Annotated in this window: 14 protein-coding genes; 12 read left to right on the forward strand and 2 right to left on the reverse strand. The window is 45.6% G+C overall.

Features of this window, described 5'->3' with window-relative positions:
• Window positions 1–1,162: 1,162 nt before the first annotated feature.
• From secA to dnm_RS08685, 12 genes are all read left to right on the forward strand, one after another.
• Window positions 1,163–3,778, forward strand: coding sequence for a preprotein translocase subunit SecA (gene secA / locus dnm_RS08630; protein ID WP_276571866.1), 2,616 nt, complete (start codon window positions 1,163–1,165; stop codon window positions 3,776–3,778).
• 288 nt (window positions 3,779–4,066) lie between these two features.
• Complete coding sequence (gene clpS, locus dnm_RS08635; RefSeq protein ID WP_207682264.1) at window positions 4,067–4,375, forward strand: ATP-dependent Clp protease adapter ClpS; 309 nt, start codon at window positions 4,067–4,069, stop codon at window positions 4,373–4,375.
• 3 nt (window positions 4,376–4,378) lie between these two features.
• Entirely contained in the window at window positions 4,379–6,628 is a 2,250-nt protein-coding gene (clpA, locus tag dnm_RS08640; protein WP_207682265.1) for an ATP-dependent Clp protease ATP-binding subunit ClpA, read from the forward strand.
• A gap of 348 nt (window positions 6,629–6,976) precedes the next feature.
• Entirely contained in the window at window positions 6,977–7,294 is a 318-nt protein-coding gene (locus dnm_RS08645; RefSeq protein ID WP_207682266.1) for a hypothetical protein, read from the forward strand.
• Between the two features lie 525 nt (window positions 7,295–7,819).
• Window positions 7,820–8,044, forward strand: coding sequence for an addiction module protein (locus dnm_RS08650; protein WP_207682267.1), 225 nt, complete (start codon window positions 7,820–7,822; stop codon window positions 8,042–8,044).
• The gene (locus tag dnm_RS08655) at window positions 8,041–8,334 is read left to right on the forward strand and encodes a type II toxin-antitoxin system RelE/ParE family toxin (RefSeq protein WP_207682268.1); all 294 of its coding nucleotides are present in this window, start codon (window positions 8,041–8,043) and stop codon (window positions 8,332–8,334) included. The genes dnm_RS08650 and dnm_RS08655 overlap by 4 nt, the downstream gene beginning before the upstream one ends.
• Window positions 8,331–8,558, forward strand: coding sequence for a hypothetical protein (locus tag dnm_RS08660; protein ID WP_207682269.1), 228 nt, complete (start codon window positions 8,331–8,333; stop codon window positions 8,556–8,558). The genes dnm_RS08655 and dnm_RS08660 overlap by 4 nt, the downstream gene beginning before the upstream one ends.
• A 32-nt stretch (window positions 8,559–8,590) precedes the next feature.
• Window positions 8,591–9,064: a 6,7-dimethyl-8-ribityllumazine synthase gene (gene ribH / locus dnm_RS08665; RefSeq protein WP_207682270.1), complete on the forward strand. Its 474-nt coding sequence runs from the start codon at window positions 8,591–8,593 to the stop codon at window positions 9,062–9,064.
• A 5-nt stretch (window positions 9,065–9,069) separates the two neighbouring features.
• Window positions 9,070–9,600 carry a transcription antitermination factor NusB gene (gene nusB, locus dnm_RS08670; RefSeq protein ID WP_207682271.1) on the forward strand — a complete coding sequence of 177 codons (531 nt, stop codon included), beginning with the start codon at window positions 9,070–9,072 and terminating at the stop codon, window positions 9,598–9,600.
• Between the two features lie 55 nt (window positions 9,601–9,655).
• Complete coding sequence (locus dnm_RS08675; protein WP_207682272.1) at window positions 9,656–11,032, forward strand: TrpB-like pyridoxal phosphate-dependent enzyme; 1,377 nt, start codon at window positions 9,656–9,658, stop codon at window positions 11,030–11,032.
• A 76-nt stretch (window positions 11,033–11,108) separates the two neighbouring features.
• Window positions 11,109–11,378, forward strand: a complete 270-nt coding sequence (locus dnm_RS08680) for a hypothetical protein (RefSeq protein WP_207682273.1) — start codon at window positions 11,109–11,111, stop codon at window positions 11,376–11,378.
• Between the two features lie 194 nt (window positions 11,379–11,572).
• Window positions 11,573–12,193: an MBL fold metallo-hydrolase gene (locus dnm_RS08685; protein WP_207682274.1), complete on the forward strand. Its 621-nt coding sequence runs from the start codon at window positions 11,573–11,575 to the stop codon at window positions 12,191–12,193.
• A gap of 352 nt (window positions 12,194–12,545) precedes the next feature.
• Here the strand turns inward: dnm_RS08685 and dnm_RS08690 are convergent, their stop codons facing one another.
• Together dnm_RS08690 and dnm_RS08695 are read right to left on the reverse strand one after the other, a co-directional pair.
• Entirely contained in the window at window positions 12,546–14,309 is a 1,764-nt protein-coding gene (locus dnm_RS08690) for a B12-binding domain-containing radical SAM protein (RefSeq protein ID WP_207682275.1), read from the reverse strand.
• A 472-nt stretch (window positions 14,310–14,781) separates the two neighbouring features.
• Window positions 14,782–17,799: a methyl-accepting chemotaxis protein gene (locus tag dnm_RS08695; RefSeq protein WP_207682276.1), complete on the reverse strand. Its 3,018-nt coding sequence runs from the start codon at window positions 17,797–17,799 to the stop codon at window positions 14,782–14,784.
• Between the last annotated feature and the right edge of the window lie 115 nt (window positions 17,800–17,914).

Raw genomic sequence — 17,914 nt, forward strand, 5'->3', positions numbered from 1 at the left:
CGCAGGACTGACAAATTCGCCGAGTGCGGGTTTGTCCGAACCGGGCCTGTGATTTGTTATTTGCGATTTGCCCTGACTTTCATTGTTTGTTGAGACCGGCGCGGACCATGATTATTTATATAAAAGTGTCAGGTGTTAAGTGTTAAGTGTTAGGAAAAAACTGTAAAACTTTCATCGTTCGTTGTGAGCGGACCGCTCATGGCCGTTTATATGAAAGTGACTAAAGTTAATAAAGTGACTGAAGTTAAAAGTTCTTTCATGTTTCGTTGTGAGCGGACCGCTCATGCCCGTTTATATGAAAGTGTCTGAAGTTAATAAAGTTAATAAAGTGACTGAAGTTAAAAGTTCTTTCATGTTTCGTTGTGAGCGGACCGGTCATGGCCGTTTATATGAAAGTGCCTGAAGTGACTAAAGTTAATAAAGTTAATAAAGTTAATAAAGTTAAAAGTTCTTTCATGTTTCGTTGTGAGCGGACCGCTCATGCCCGTTTATATGAAAGTCCGGAGTGCAAAAATTAAGCGAAGCGGTTTTTTGCAGAAACTTTCATGCCTCGTTGTGACCGGCAGGTCATGACCGTTTATATGAAAGTCCGGAGTGCAAAAATTAAGCGAAGCGGTTTTTTGCAGAAACTTTCATGCCTCGTTGTGACCGGCAGGTCATGACCGTTTATATGAAAAAGGTGTTAAGTGTTAGGTGTTAGGTGTTAGGAAAAATTACAAATTTTTCATGCCTCGTTGTGACCGGCAGGTCATGCCCGTTTATATGAAAGTCCGGAGTGCAAAAATTAAGCGAAGCGGTTTTTTGCAGAGACCTTCATGCCTCGTTGTGACCGGCAGGTCATGCCCGTTTATATGAAAGTGTCTGAAGTGAGCTAAAGTAACCAAAGTGCCTGAAGTTAAAAGTTTTTTCCTGTTTCGTTGTGAGCGGACCGCTCATGGCCGTTTATACGAAAGTGAGAAATTCTGAATTCACTTTCATATTGTATTATAAGCAAACCCTTCATAACCTTTTAAGTAATTGTTTAACGCTATATTTTTGTTCCAAAGATTCAAATACGCTGACACTCACACACCCGAACATCCAGACACCCGAACATTCTGTAACACCCAATCCTTCACTCTTCAATCTTCAATCCTCAATCCAAAAAAAGGAAGATTCTATAATGATGTTAAATTTTTTGACAAAAGTTTTCGGAAGTAAAAACGACCGGGAATTAAAAAAGCTACAGCCCCTTGTTGAAAGAATTAATGACCTGGAACCTGAAATACAGGCCATGAGCGATGATGAGCTGAAAAATCAGACCGTTTTATTCAAGGAACGTTTTGAAAAAGGCGAATCTCTTGATGATATGCTTCCGGAAGCCTTTGCAACAGTAAGGGAAGCCTCTGTCCGCACCCTGGGAATGCGGCATTTTGATGTCCAGCTCATCGGCGGGATGGTGCTTCATCAGGGAAAAATTTCAGAAATGAAGACCGGTGAGGGAAAAACCCTGGTCTCCACACTTCCTGCCTATCTGAATGCGATCACGGGCCGAGGAGTTCATATTATCACCGTAAATGACTACCTGGCAAAACGTGACACAAACTGGATGGGACAGATATACAATTTTCTCGGTCTTTCTGTGGGAACCATCGTCCATGGTCTGGATGATTATGAGCGTCTGGAGGAGTACAGCGCGGATATCACTTATGGTACAAATAATGAGTTCGGATTTGACTATTTAAGAGACAATATGAAATTTGACAGGGATTCCCTGGTTCAGCGCGAACTCAATTATGCCATTGTGGATGAGGTGGACAGCATACTCATTGATGAGGCAAGAACCCCGCTCATCATATCCGGCCCTGCTGAAAAATCCACTGATCTCTATTACCAGGTCAACAAACTCATTCCGCGTCTTGTCAAAGAAACAGACTATACCATAGATGAAAAGGCCCGGACTGTGGTGCTGACGGAAGAAGGGGTTGCCCACGCTGAAACCCGGCTCAAGGTTGACAATCTGTATGAACCGAAATATATTGAACTTTTACACCATATTAATCAGGCCCTGAAGGCCCACACGCTTTTCAAACGGGATGTTGACTATATTGTCAAAAACGGGGAAGTGATCATCGTGGATGAATTCACAGGGCGCCTGATGCCCGGGCGCCGATATAGTGAAGGTTTGCACCAGGCCCTTGAAGCAAAAGAGAATGTTAAAATAGAAAATGAAAACCAGACCCTTGCAACCATCACTTTTCAGAACTATTTTAGAATGTATGACAAACTTGCCGGTATGACAGGTACGGCAGACACGGAAGCTGCCGAATTCAAAAAAATCTATGATCTGGACGTTATCATTATTCCCACAAACAAGCCCATGAGCCGGACAGATTTCCCGGATGTGATCTATAAGACCAGAAGGGAAAAATTTGACGCTGCCATAGATGAAATTCAGGAATTGCATAAAAAGGGACAGCCGGTTCTGGTGGGTACAATTTCCATTGATGTTTCAGAGAGTCTGAGTAAAAAACTGTCCAAAAAAGGGATAAAACATTCTGTACTGAATGCAAAACATCACGAAAAAGAAGCAGAAATCATTTCCATGGCAGGCCGGAAAGGGGCGGTCACGATTTCAACCAACATGGCCGGCCGCGGGACAGATATTTTGCTGGGCGGCAACTGGGAGGCCGAAGTTGCCAGACTTGAGGATCCGGCTCCGGAGGAGATTGAGCAAATCAGGACACGCTGGGAAAAAGAACATGATGAGGTTGTGGCGGCCGGGGGGCTGCATATCATGGGCACCGAACGTCATGAATCCCGGCGAATTGACAATCAGCTCAGGGGACGTGCCGGAAGGCAGGGGGATCCCGGATCATCCCGTTTTTATCTCGCATTGGAAGATGATCTTCTCCGGATATTCGGGGGAGACCGCATTACCGGAATGATGGACATGATCGGAATGGAAGAAGGGGAACCCATTGAGCATAACTGGATAAGCAAAGCCATTGAAAATGCACAGGGAAAAGTTGAAGGACGCAATTTTGATATTCGGAAGCAATTGCTTGAATATGACGACGTGATGAATCAGCAGCGGGAAGTCATCTACGAGCAGCGCCGTGAAGCCCTGAGAGGTGAGGATTTAAAAAGTTCCATTGAAGATATGATCGCTGACAAAGCCGAAGAAATAGCCGAATTTTTTGCAGATGAAACCATCCTTCCTGAAGAATGGGATTGGAAGACGCTGAATGACGCGGTGTTTAAACAATTTAATTTCCGCTTGGAGATTGACAACGACACGCTGGATGGATTAAATAAAGATGGACTGGCTCAGTTTATTTCCGATACTGCCAATGAAAAATATGATGAAAAAGAAGCTGAGGCAGAGGCAGTTAATTTCAGAGAACTGGAACGAATTGTGATGCTGCAGACGGTTGACAGTCTGTGGAAAGACCATCTTCTGAGCATGGATCACCTGAAAGAAGGGATCGGACTGCGGGGGTATGCACAGCAGCAGCCGCTGATTGTTTATAAAAAAGAAGGCTTTGACATGTTTCAGAATATGATTTCCAGGATAAAGGAAGAGACCTTGGAAACGCTCTTCAGGATTCAAATAGAGACACCCGGAAAAGAAGAGATGTTTTCGTTTAGGCGGCCAAAGCAGGAACTTGTATTTTCAGCAGGGGAAGATATCGGAGACAGAAAAAAAGAACCGGTGAAACGGACAGAGAAAATTGGAAGAAATGACCCCTGTCCATGTGGCAGCGGAAAAAAATACAAAAAATGCTGCGGAAAATAGAGATACCGGGGGAACTCGGGGATTTTTCATGTAATGGCTCACGAGGTATGATGAAAAGATTTGCGACATCTGAATTTCCTAAGCTTCCAACTCGTCTGTGTTCTTTAAGTATAAAAAAAACTTGATTTATAGGAAGATCGTTAGTCGCAGGTTATTGCAACATGCTGAAATCATTTTTGCCGGAAACACACATAGAAAATATTCGAAATTAATGATTTCAATTGGTTATCAGAATGTTTTTCGATGTTTTGGGGGCGCTTGCGGCTGTCGGATAAGGGGATAAAAAAAATGGGTTCGTACACTCCCGAAGAAAAAGTATTTTCCGATGTCCTGGAGGACATCCAAGAACCTTCCATGTACAAAGTGCTGATCCACAATGACGACTACACCACCATGGAATTTGTCGTGGAGATTTTAATGTTTGTTTTCAACAAACCCTCTGACGAAGCAACACGGATTATGCTGAACGTTCATGAGCAAGGGGTCGGATTATGCGGTGTTTATACTTATGACGTGGCTGAAACCAAGGTGGAGACCGTTCACAGTCTTGCCCGGGAACACGGTTTTCCATTGAAATGTAGCATGGAGGAAGAATAGACAATGATTAGTAAAGAACTAAGCGTAACTCTCGGATTTGCGGTCCGGGAGGCTAAAAAAAGGCGCCACGACCATGTTTGCATCGAACACATATTGTTTGCCATTCTGCATGACAACGAGGGAATCGGAATTATCGAGGGTTGCGGGGGAAATGTCGGAAACCTGAAAAATGCCCTGGATAATTTTTTCAATGAACGGATGGAAAGTGTTCCTGATGGTCAGGAATATGTATTCCAACAGACAACGGGTTTTCAAAGGGTGATTCAGCGAGCTGTGAATCATGCGCGTTCTGCTGAAAAACAGGAAGTGAATGTGGGTGACATCCTGGCTTCCATTTTTGAGGAACAGGAGTGCTACGCATCTTATTTTCTGGGCCTGGAAGGTGTCACACGGCTTGATATTTTAAATTATGTTTCCCACGGTGTTTCATCTGATGGAAACATTTACAGGGAAGAACCTGATGGAACTGAAAAAACCACCCGTCAGGAACAGAAAAAGAAAAAGGTGGATCCGCTCAGGGCTTTTACCATTGACCTGATTGAACGAGCTGCCCGGGGAAAGCTTGACCCGCTGATCGGCCGCGAGCATGAACTGGAACGCACAGTTCAGGTGCTTTGCCGAAGGCGCAAAAACAATCCTGTGTTTGTGGGAGATCCCGGGGTGGGTAAGACCGCTATGGCAGAAGGTTTGGCAATGAAAGTGCAGAGCGGAAATGTTCCTGACCTGCTCAGAGGGGTTCGGATATTTTCCCTTGATCTGGGCGCGTTGCTGGCCGGTACGAAATTCCGGGGCGATTTTGAGCAGCGTCTGAAAGCAGTGATACAGGCTCTGAAAAAGATCAAGGATTCGATTTTGTTCATTGACGAAATTCATACCATTGTAGGAGCCGGGGCCACCAGCAGCGGTTCCATGGACGCGTCCAATATCATGAAACCTTCGCTTTCAACGGGCGAGCTTCGCTGTGTCGGCTCAACCACTTATGAGGAGTTTCAGAACCATTTTGAAAAAGACCGGGCCTTGTCCCGCCGGTTTGAAAAAATCGAAATTCCGGAACCCTCGGTTTCAGAAACCATTAAAATCTTAAAAGGACTGAAATCCTGTTATGAGGAACATCATGGCATTGTCTATACAGAACCTGCTCTGAAAGCGGCTGCGGAGCTGTCTGCCAAATATATTAATGACCGGTATCTTCCGGATAAAGCCATTGATGTGATTGATGAAACCGGGGCGTTTGTCCGGCTGACCGGAAATTCCCGACGAAAGAAGATTCATCCGTCTGATATTGAAAAAATTGTCGCCAAGATCGCTAAAATCCCCACGGTAAGCGTATCTGTTTCTGATAAAACAAAACTGGAAACCCTGGGAGACCGTCTCAGACAATTTGTTTTTGGTCAGGACAGTGCCATAAAATCGCTTGTCACAGCAATTAAGCGTTCCCGTGCAGGGCTTGGGACCCCGGGACGGCCCGTAGGCTCTTTTCTGTTCACCGGTCCCACCGGTGTGGGAAAGACCGAGGTGGCCCGGCAGATTTCCATGAATCTCGGGGTTGAGTTTTTGCGCTTTGATATGAGCGAATACATGGAAAAGCATTCTGTGGCCCGGCTGATCGGCGCGCCTCCCGGATATATCGGGTTTGACCAGGCCGGACTTCTGACAGACGGTATCCGAAAACATCCGCACTGTGTGCTGCTTCTTGATGAAATAGAAAAAGCCCATATGGATCTGTTTAATATCCTGCTTCAGGTGCTGGATTATGCAACCCTGACAGATAACAATGGGAAAAAGGCTGATTTCAGAAACGTCATTATCATTATGACCTCAAATGCCGGGGCAAGGGAGATGAGTTCCCAGTCCATCGGCTTCGGCATGTCCGGCGGATACGATGCCGAAGGCAAGGGAAAAAAGGCGATTGAATCCTTCTTCAGCCCGGAATTCAGGAATCGTCTGGACGGGATTGTCACTTTTAATGCGCTGACTGTGGAGATCATGGAGAGAATCGTGGATAAGTTCATTAAGGAACTGAATATTCAGCTTGCTGCGAAAAATGTATCTCTGACTATTTCTCCGGAATTACGGACATGGCTGGCGAAAAAAGGATATGAGCCGTGTTACGGCGCAAGGCCCCTTAACCGGTTAATACAGACGGAAATCAAAGACGCACTGGCCGATGAGATTCTCTTTGGAAAACTTGAAAAAGGCGGCAACGTTTTTGTTGATGTTAAGGATGACAAACTGACATTTGCTTATAACTAATAAATGCTCATGAAAAAGCCGGGTTTTTCGCCCCTGGTCATGAAAATGTTTTCAGATAAAAAACCCGGCTTTTCAAAATGTATTTTCACGGTAAAAAATTCGAGCTTGTCAGTTATTCTGTCCTCTCCCTCTCGTTCCCACGCTCTGCGTGGGAACGCATTTTTCAGACGTTTAGCGTCGCTATCTGCATACATCAATATTTAGCAGATTCGTATGATACATAACCAATCTTTTATCTGCATTTCGGGACGCTTTTCCCAAACCTGCCCCAGATGCTGAAAATTTTCAACATGATCCAAGTTATATTCTTCTTTAAATTCAATAAGTTTCTGTCAGAAAGGAAGATAAATGCCAGTTCAACATTCACTTTCAATATTTAATTCATTTAAAGAGGCAACCGACTTTGCAAAACGTAATCCCGGCATTACGATTGTTCGTAACACGTCAGGATATGGCCGGAAAGCAGTTGGACATCGAAAAAATACAAGTCAGCCAAATCAGACTGCGACGAATCGGGGTTATTTTGCTTCTCGCATGGCATATGCTTCATATGATGATTATGATGATTCTTTGGAAGAAATGAATTTAGTATTACATGATTTGTTATCTGACGCAGATGATTATTTCCAATCGAATGATGACGGATGGTTTTACCGTGATGATTAATGAATGAAACAGAGCTATTATAAGTGCAATATGACTGTAAATAACAGCAAAAGAAGTGGTTGTTTCCACCGAAGGCTGGCCAGATCACGTTTTCAAAGATGACTGCAAACTCATGTCCCTTGACGAACTGGAAGAAAGTTATTAATCAAAACAAAAGGCTTGATCAGCAAAACCGAAAATTAGAGCAGTTACAAAATAGAGTTGTTTCTAAATAAATAATGCCACAAAGACACAAAGGCGCGAAGGCTCATGAAGGGTCTTTGTGTCCCTTTGCGCCTTTGTGTCTTTGTGGCATTATGAGCCGCACGTCGCGTCATATGACAGCGGGCTGAGAGGCTTACTTATTTGGGAACAACTCTAATGAAAACGGGATGTTGAAAAAGCAGATTACGAATCTGCAAAGCGATGAATAACTAAGATAACTGAGGCATGATTCTCAGTCTTAAATCGGGTATCATATCATGCCTCCCTCTCTTGTTGAGGCCGAGGAAATCGTAATAAAAAATAAACAACAAGGATGATATCATGGATGCTGAGAAACTTATGTCTGCGGCAGAATCATTGCCGCTGGAATTAAAAACAGAACTCATAGAGAGACTTCTTGACAGCTTGAATCCGTCCCACAGGGAAATTGACGAACTATGGGCCGAGGAGGCTGAAAGAAGAGTTAAAGAACTGAGAACTGGCAAAGTGAAAGCGATTCCGGGGGAGGAAGTATTCAGAGAAATTCAGGAGATATTATCCAAATGAAATACGCTTTTCACCCTTCTGCCAAAATGGAACTGAATGAAGCAATACACTATTATGAGTCCTGCCGAATCGGGCTGGGAGCGGAATTTGCAAAAGAGATTCGTTCAACTGTCCGGCGGATTAATGAATTTCCTGAAGCATGGTCTCCGCTGACAGAAAATACAAGAAGATGTCTGACCAGACGATTTCCATACGGAGTGATATACCAGATTACAAATGATCAAATTCTGATTATTGCAGTGACACAACTGAACAGAAAACCGGATTATTGGAAAAGCAGAATACAGTGAAGGCGATATTGCGAATATCCCAATTTTTGGGAATGAGACTTCGCAGTGCCGTGGCCGGGCTGAGTTTTGCCGAGGAATCAGACAGATACGCCTACAGACGGAGAATGTATGTGCTGACACTGGTGGGAGACTCTCTTGTCAGAGCCAGAACCCGGCTTTTTTATGAGCGTTTCTTATATAAAATCCTTGTAGCGAAAATACAAAAAAATAAACATCTGCTTTAGGAGGATAACAAAAGCACAACTTGGAGAAAAAAATGCCAAAAATACTTGAAGGTAAGCTTGTTGCCGAGGGCAAGAAGTTCGGGCTTATTGCAAGCCGTTTTAATGATTTTATCACAGACAGGCTTGTGGGCGGAGCCATGGATGCGCTGGTGCGATCCGGTGCCAAAGACACGGATATTGAAATCGTCAAAGTCCCGGGTGCGTTTGAAATACCGCTGCTTGCAAAAAAGATGGCGAAAAAAGGCAAATATGATGCCATCATATGCCTTGGCGCTGTGATTCGCGGTTCAACATCCCATTATGATTATGTGTGTGCCGAAGCATCCAAAGGGATTGCCATGGTCAGCATTGAATCTGAAATTCCGGTCATTTTCGGAATTCTGACAACGGACACTATTGAACAGGCTATTGAGCGGGCCGGGACAAAGGCCGGAAACAAAGGATGGAGCGCGGCCATATCTGCCGTGGAAATGGCAAATTTAATTGAGGTTGTTGACCAGGGCTGATGATCATGGGAAGTTCCCGAACCAAATCACGAGAGCTTGCGCTGCAAGCACTCTTTTATATGGATATGCGTCAGAATTTCTCAACAGAGGCTTTGGAACGCTATTGTGAAAATTTTGCGCTGACTGAGACAGGCAATATAACAGAAGCATTGGAAGCATTGGAACTCTGTTCTGAAAAATTTACTTTGTCAGAAAAAATGCTTCCATTTTTTCTTGAATTGGTAAAAGGCATAATACCTGTCAATTCTGAAATTGACTCGGTCATTGAACGCTTTTCAAGTAACTGGAAAGTCAGCCGCATGTCCTGTGTTGACAGAAATGTTTTGCGGATATCAGTATATGAAATGCTTTTTCGCAAAGATATTCCGCCAAAAGTATCCATAAACGAGGCCATTAACATAGGGAAAAATTTCGGCACAGAAGAATCCGGCGCTTTTATAAACGGAATTCTTGACAGCATCCGTATTGCGCTGGAAAAAAATGAAATAGGCCATCTTCCCTTGAAAAGGCCCGGATTGAAACAAACAAACAGATAACACCGTCAGACACGGATAAAAATAAACGTAATAAATAAATTTTTAGGAGAATACGATGGAAGTCAGAAAGGTCTTTTTAACAGAAGATGAAATGCCCCGCCAATGGTATAATATTCTTGCGGATATCAAGATGAATCCGCCGCTGGGACCGGATGGGAAACCCATTAACCCTGAAGACCTCGCGCCGGTTTTTCCGATGAATCTGATTGAGCAGGAAATGAGTACCGAAAGATGGACTGATATTCCCGAAGATGTGCTGAATGTTTTAAGCATATGGCGTCCGTCCCCTTTGGTGAGAGCAATTTCTTTTGAAAAGGCACTTGACACGCCCGCGAAAATTTATTTCAAAAATGAAAGCGTCAGTCCTCCTGGAAGCCACAAGGCCAACACTGCCGTGCCTCAGGCCTATTACAACAAGGTTTTCGGTATCAAGCGGCTGACCACGGAAACCGGCGCGGGACAGTGGGGAAGCGCCCTGTCTTTTGCCTGCGGCCAGTTCGGAATAGAATGCAAGGTGTTTATGGTGAGGGTCAGTTTTGACCAGAAGCCCTATCGTAAATCCATGATGGAGGCCTGGGGCGGGAACTGTGTCGCAAGTCCCAGCACAGAAACCCAGACCGGTCGTGATGTTCTGAAAGAGTCCCCGGATACTCCCGGAAGTCTTGGCATTGCCATCAGTGAGGCCATTGAGCAGGCTGTCGGCGATGAAAGCGGCCAGACCCGCTACGCGCTGGGAAGTGTTTTAAATCATGTGATGCTACATCAGACCATCATCGGCCTTGAGGCCAAAAAGCAGATGGATAAAATCGGGGAATATCCTGATATTATCATCGGATGTGCCGGAGGGGGAAGCAATTTTGCAGGGCTGGCCTATCCTTATGTTTATGATAAGATAAATGGGAAAGATATTGCAATCTATCCTGTTGAACCGACCGCGTGCCCCACACTGACAAGAGCGCCGTTTGCTTATGATCACGGGGATTCTGCAAAATACACCCCGCTTCTCCCCATGCACAGCCTCGGACATACTTTTGTTCCCGCGCCGATCCATGCCGGAGGACTTCGATATCACGGGATGGCTCCTACGGTAAGCCAGTTGGCCGCGGAGGGGATCATTGAGCCTAAATCTGTTAATCAGTTGGCAGCATATGAGGCTGGTGTCCTTCTGGCCAGAACAGAGGGGATCATTCCTGCTCCGGAAACAAACCACGCATTGGCCTATGTTGTTGAAGAGGCAAGAAAAGCAAAGGAGGAGGGAAAGGAAAAAGTGATTCTTTTCACTTTTAGCGGACACGGCCTTATTGATCTTGCCGCATATGACAAATATTTCGCAGGTAAGCTTAATGACTATGTTTTAAGCGAGGAAGAAGAACATAAGTTTGAAACATGCTTTGAAAATAATCCAAAACCGGAACTTTTGAAAAGCTGTTGAGAGAATTGAGAATTGAGAATTGAGAACTGAGAATTCTGATGCAATGTTTTTCAATTGTCAATTGAAGGCAGATGAAATGGAAGAGAGCAAAGATCATCTTGAACAACGCTGTCCCCGCCTGGGCGGACCTGTGTCATTTCAATATTGCATGAGTTGCGGCGATGACGGGCTGCCGTGTTTTAAAATTTTTGACTGCTGGTGGGAATATTTTGATGTTGTTGCGTATTTAAAGAAGAAATTGTCCGATGATGCGTTCAGCAGGCTTGTAAATTCAAAGCCAAAACCAAAGGTGGCAAGTCTTATTGAACTGATTCAACAGGTAAAAAGATCGAAGATTAAAGATTAAACAGTGAAGATTGTGCGTTATGATTGGTAAAAAAAACTCTCGTTCCCAGGCTCTGCCTGGGAACGCATACCCCGAGGCTCTGCCTCGTGTATCATCGTCCGGCTGATGTGTTTTATGTAATGCCGCACGAGGCAGAGCCTCGGAGTAGTTGTGTATTCTGATCATCTGTTGCCAGTCTTTTGAAGGAGAATATTTTGATTATTAAAGTCTTAGAAGTCGGGCCGATTATGGCAAACTGTTATATCCTGGGTTGTGAAGAAACCAAAGAATGCGCGGTGATTGATCCGGGAGATGAAACCGACAGAATCCTGCTGGCCCTTGCGGAATCAGCGTTAAAGGTAAAGTATATTTTAAACACCCATGGTCATTTTGACCATGTGGGCGGCAACAAAAAGATGAAGGATGCGACCGGTGCCGATATCCTGATACATCCGCTTGACGCGCCCATGCTGAACAGCTTGTCAGCTTCTGCCGCGAACTGGGGATTTTCAGCAGATGATTCACCCGCGCCTGACCGGACCATAGAGGACGGTGATACTATTTCCTTTGGAAATATCACGTTAAAAGTGCTTCATACGCCGGGACATACTCCGGGCGGCGTTTCTTTTTATACCAACGGAAACATTTTTGCGGGAGATACGCTTTTCCAAGGTTCAATCGGACGCACAGATTTTCCGGGCGGAGATTATGAGACGCTGATATCCGGTGTAAGGAACAAACTTTTTGTTTTGGAAGATGATGTGAATGTTTTTCCCGGACACGGACCCGCCACCACCATTGGCAGGGAAAAGCGTTTTAATCCTTTCTTTCGTTAAACTGCGCACCGGCGTTGCTTCTGTCCGCTCGATGATCAAGTTTTCTGACCTGGTTCGGACAAAAAGCATGTCATTCCTGCGAAAGCAGGAATCCACCGACAACCGGAGAACAGCCAGGCCCCTGTTCTGTCATTCCTGCTTTCGCAGGAATGACAAAAAAACTTGATCATTGAGTTTCAGGATGCAATGGATTTCAGGCTAAAATGTGAGGAAGTGTCAGATCACTGAAGACACCGGAGATATTCGTTCCGGCAATAAATTGCCGGGCTTTTTTTAGGGTATCCCTCCGGGACTGAAATTAATCCCCAAGTTATCAAATGCTCTCTGCTGAATGTAATCCCGGACACTTGAATCATGATTTTGAAAGAACAGGCGAAGGCTCGCAGGAAACCCATTCAATTTCAGGAAGTTGCGATCTGATAACCTCGGACAGAGGCATATTCTTCTCCAGAGCAATGGCCGCGGCATTTTTCTCATAAAAACATTCAGGCTCATACGTCCAACCCTTTGCAAGCCGCCGATCTTCTTTCTTTAAAAGAATATAAATATATCTTCCGATCAGGGGAGCGATGAGCCTTGTTTTCCAGCCAAAAGCCCTGTAAATATCCCGGAGAAGAGAATCCAGCTTCTTTATAATGGCCTCATTTCCCTGATACCATTTTCGCATTGCCCAGGCAGCCCCCGCATAAGTTGTCCGAAGGGACCTGACTTCCCATTCAAACCGGTCCCGGATACACTTGTCAGGATGGTCCTTATACCTTTCCCAGCCTTTCAGCATGGTTCTGAACAACCGGGCAAGACTGGGACCGTTGACCTCGAAATCCCGGGTAAAGGCATTGATAAGAAATTGCTCTTCCTGGCCGTCATGAATATGCTTATGCCGAAAATTGAAGCGATACTGGCCGTGAGTGTCTGCCGGGGGAAATTCTGATTCAGGAAAAAGTGTCCCATCTTTTTTATGCTGCTCATACAACGGCGTGCCCGAATTCGGCGTGTATATCATAAACTGATGAAAATCCGTGTTGTGGCTGACGGCATACTCGATGACCCTGTCTATGTTTTCAGGCGTATGATTTTCCATGCCGATGATGGAGGAACCCAGCACCCGGATCCCATGAGACTGAAAAAACTTCACCAGGGAATGGGTGTCAACCCCCCGGAGTTTCTTATACTGACTCTCCTCACCTTCCATTCCCATCCATACCCAGGAGATTCCCATTCTTACAAGCTGCTCAATGTCATAAGACTGCAAGACCCGGGCAGAACTGAAAATCATCAGAGACCAGCTTTTGTTATTCTCCTCCATGAGTTCGAGCAGCCGGAGCGCTCTTTTCCGGTGAAGAAGAAAATTTTCGTCCATGGTAAAAAAAGACCGGACGTTAAGCTTTTTTTCCAACTGACACATCACATTAAAAAGCGCGTCACCGGTTTCATAAAAATTGATAAATTTGCCCTTCCCCCCGAACAAGGCCGAAGTGGAACAAAAATTACAGCCCACGGGACAGCCCACAGAAGGAAGCAGAATGGCCGCAGTGTTTCCGTTCCCGGGTTTGTCCGGAAGAGAATAGCCCATAATTCTGCCGCCAAACGCGGATTCCGCCAAAGGATGTCTTATGGGCGCATCCGCATCCTGTCCGAGAAACTTTCTGAACCATCTCACGCCTTCGCCTCTGACAATATGATCCGCGTCAATGATTTCATGAATATTGTCTTTATTGGTAACATGTCCGCCCACAAGAATCGTTGCATTTGGCTGATGTTTTCGGATAAGCTCACACATTTTTTTCACTTTGCCCACATTGGGAATGATTGAGCTGATCCCCACAATATCGTAAGAATTTTGCTCAAGCTCCGCGATAAAACGGTCAAGTGATGGAAAATCCAAAACCGTGCAGGGTGCGTCAATATTGGACTGAAGCATCAGCAGCCCAAAGGAACGATGAAACATGCGAAGAGAAAAAGGTCCCTGAACACGCGTGACCTGGTTATGATAAAGCTCCATGGGATTGATTTCCCGGCTTCCGTATTCATCGTTCTGAGCATAAGGCCCGAAAACGCCGGACAGTAAAACTTTGGCCCGGGTTCCGAGGGGATGAACCGATTGTGTTGTATTCATAGTACTTCTCCTATCTTTTTTTAGTGGTTTAGAATACGATGAATACAATTCTAATAGACACGGTTCGGGAAAGGCAAGCTTGTTCTTTGCTTTTACAAAAGTTTTACAAAGGGGGGGAGGGGGGCATATGCATCAGGCTAAGAATGCGGGACGGCTGCCGGACGGGGTTTGCAACCCCGTCCGAAACGTTTGCGGGCGGCGATCCGGAAAATATTCCGGACGGGGTTGCAAACCCCGTCCGGCAAAATCAGAGTTAATAAAAACAGTAGGTTGTAATCTTAGCCTGATGCATATGGGGGAGGGGCGAGAGGCGAGAGGCGAGAGGCGAGAGGAATTTTCCTGTTACTCGATGTTCAAGTTTTTTGTCATTCCAGCGAAAGCAGGAATCCGCAGCACGCGGAAACTTGATGTTCGTTGTTACTGTGAGATTTGGAAGAAACGAAGTTTTTTTTTAAAACTTCGTTTCTGTCCGCTATTTCAAGTCTTCCTCTTCTTCTTCCAGTTTAAAAACAGATACCGACTCATTCAACTTGTCGGACATTTCCGCAAGGCTTTTCATGGAGCTGGCTGTCTGCTGGCTTGCGGCTGAGGTCTGAGAACTGACTTTGCCCACGTCTTCCATTATGCCGGCAATGTTTTCCGAAGCTGCGGCCTGCTGTTTTGAAGCCATGGAAATAGACCGGATCAGGTCTCCGAGACGGGTTGTAACTGTCTCAATCTCCTGAAGCTTTTCATAAGCGCCGTCAGCCAGTTTGGAACCTTCGACAACTCGCTGGATACTCTCTTCCATACTGGTTCCGGCTTCGCTGATTTCACCTTGGATATTCTTTATCAGGGTGTCAATTTGTTTGGTCGCATTGGTGGAACGCTCGGCCAGTCGCTGCACCTCCTCTGCCACCACAGCGAAACCCCGCCCGGCATCGCCTGCCATGGCGGCCTGAATGGAAGCGTTCAGGGCAAGGATGGAGGTACGGTCCGCAATATCATTGATCAGCTGAACAATGTTTCCGATTTCCTGGGAACTCTCTCCCAGACGCTTGATTGCCCTGGCTGTCTCCTGCACATGATCCCGAATGGATTCCATGGCTCCGTTGGTATCCCGAACCGCCCTGGCTCCGTCCTTGGCATGTGCTGTCGAGTCTTCCGACACCACCGCACACTGACCCGCATTTTCAGCAACCTGCTGGATGGAAAGTGCCATTTCATTAATGGCCTCAATGGCTCCGGCCATCCGCGCCGCCTGCATCTCGCTTGTTTCAGCAAGATTTTCAGTTGAATCACTGACATATTTGGAAGTGGCGCTGACCTGAAGGGTGACATCTTTAACATTCCGAACCACATGACCGATCTGTTCTGCCATATCATTGAATGAATCGGCAATGGCACCGGTAAAATCCTCAGTCACCTCGGCCCGTTTGGTCAGATCCCCGTGAGCCAGTTCACTGATCTCCGTCAGAAGTTTCATAACCGAGGCCTGCATGGCATCACGTTCCTCGCTTGTCTGCACAAGCGAAACAAGATTATCAAGCATGGCGTTAAGAGAAAAAGCCATGGTTCCCAGCTCGTCCTGGGTGACAACAGGGGTACGAGCTTTAAAATTACCAATGCCGATTTCTCCGAAAAGTGCCATAATATGGTTCACCTGGGTGGTGAGACCCTCTGAAAGAATGAATGCGCCTGTTATTACTGTGACGGCAGCGCCCGCGAACAGGAAGATGCTGATCCACAGCATCCAAGTTACCGGTCTGTTCACTTCTGAATAGTCAAACTGGGCAATTACCGCCCATTTAATTCCTTTGGGGTTTACTTTGGAAGGCGGCGAAACTAGGATGGATGACCAGGCACTTAACACCTCCGTCCCCCGGTAGTCATAAATGATATCAATCCCTTTTTTTCCGTTCAGCGCATTTTTTGAGGCATCTGTGTCAACTTTCTGAGCGGGATTCATGACAGAATCCTTCAGAAAAGAAGAATTGCTGCGAAACATTTTGTCTGCCCCGACGAGATAGGTCTCGCCAGTTTCTCCCAGTCCTGTGCGATCCAGCATCACTTTGTTGATTTGCTCAATTGACAATTGCGCGGCCAGAATAACTTGCGCCTCACCATCGTCGCCGATCACGGGTATGGCAAGAAACGCCGCGGGTTCGTCCTTCCGGGGAGCATATTTTTTAAAGTCAGCCATTCCGAATGTTTTCTTTTCCAACACATCCGCCACCAGTCGGCCCAGATTGGAATCCTTATAGGGACCGGTCAGTATATTGCTTCGAAAATCCGGTCCTTTTTCAACACTGTAAAAAAGATAGCCATCCGGGTTGATCATATAAAGATCATGATAACCGTATCTTTCCTTATATTTTCTGAGAAAGTCCTTATCTTTGCCCTCTTCTTTGGGGACAAAGGCTTCGGTCACATCTGTCTCCGCCATCATGGCCCATGTGACCCCCCGGATGTTCACAGGCATCCAGGAAGACAACGCGTATTCCCCCCGGTAGTCAATGACAACCCCCTGACCGGATATGCCTGTCAGCGCCTCGGATACTTCCTTTGTGTCCACCACAAACGCCGGATTCATGACCGTACTCTCTTTTTCATAAAGGGAGTCAGAACGGAAGAGCCTGTCCTCACCGACCAGATATGTTTCGCCGGTTTCCCCCATGCCAGTACGTTCCTGCATGATAGCATTGATCTGATCAATGGAAACCTGAACCATGACCACACCCGTTATCTGATCTTTTTCTTTTATGGGTGCGGAAATAAAAGCAGCAGGCACCCCGCCTGTAGGTGTATGTTCTCCGAAATCCTGAAACGTAAGTCCTTTCAGTCCGTTTTGGAAAGCCTCTCCTGCGGGACCGTCCTTCAGCTCACCGGTTTTCAAATTCTGTCCCATATCCGATTCCTGAGCCACGGTATAAAGAATATCGCCCTGGGGAGAGACTAAAAACGTATCATAATACCCATAATTTTCAGTGAAATTGACAAGAAAAGCCCCATAAATCCGCTCCACATTCCGCCATTCTGATCCGCCAACGGATCCCGCGGCTTTTTTAAAGGCCGCCATAGTTTCAGCCATGAGAGGCATTCGGGAGAGAATATCCACATTTTTCAGACGCTCGCTAAAATAGTTCTCAATCAGCCCTTTTTTAAGCTGCTGTATGGATACAAGTTGTTTAAAAGCTTTGGAACGTAGGGTTTTTACTGATTCCATCAGGGCCTTCATGTCTTTATGGTGATCAGCAAAATGTTTTCTGATTGCATTGGCCTTGTTGCTTTCAAGAGTTTGCAAATTCTCGAAAGCCTTTTCCATCAGCGCTTTTTTTGAGTTATAATAAGCGAATCCTGCAAGGATAACAAGGGGAATAAGCCCCAGTATTATGAACCAGAACAATAACTTCTTACGAATGCTTTCTTTGATATTCCTGAATGCTCCCAGACTCGTCAGGTGTTTGAAAAATGCCTGTGTCCGGGTAAGAAAAATTTTTTTGCTTTCCATAAAAAAACTCCTTTTTTTAGTCTTCAGGAATCCGCTTTCAGTTTTCAGTCGGAACAGAAGTCCCGAGGCCGAAAACTGAAAGTCAAAAGCCAAAAGCTGATTCCTGAAGACTGAT

The sequence above is a fragment of the Desulfonema magnum genome (assembly GCF_017377395.1).
Taxonomy (GTDB): domain Bacteria; phylum Desulfobacterota; class Desulfobacteria; order Desulfobacterales; family 4be13; genus Desulfonema_C; species Desulfonema_C magnum.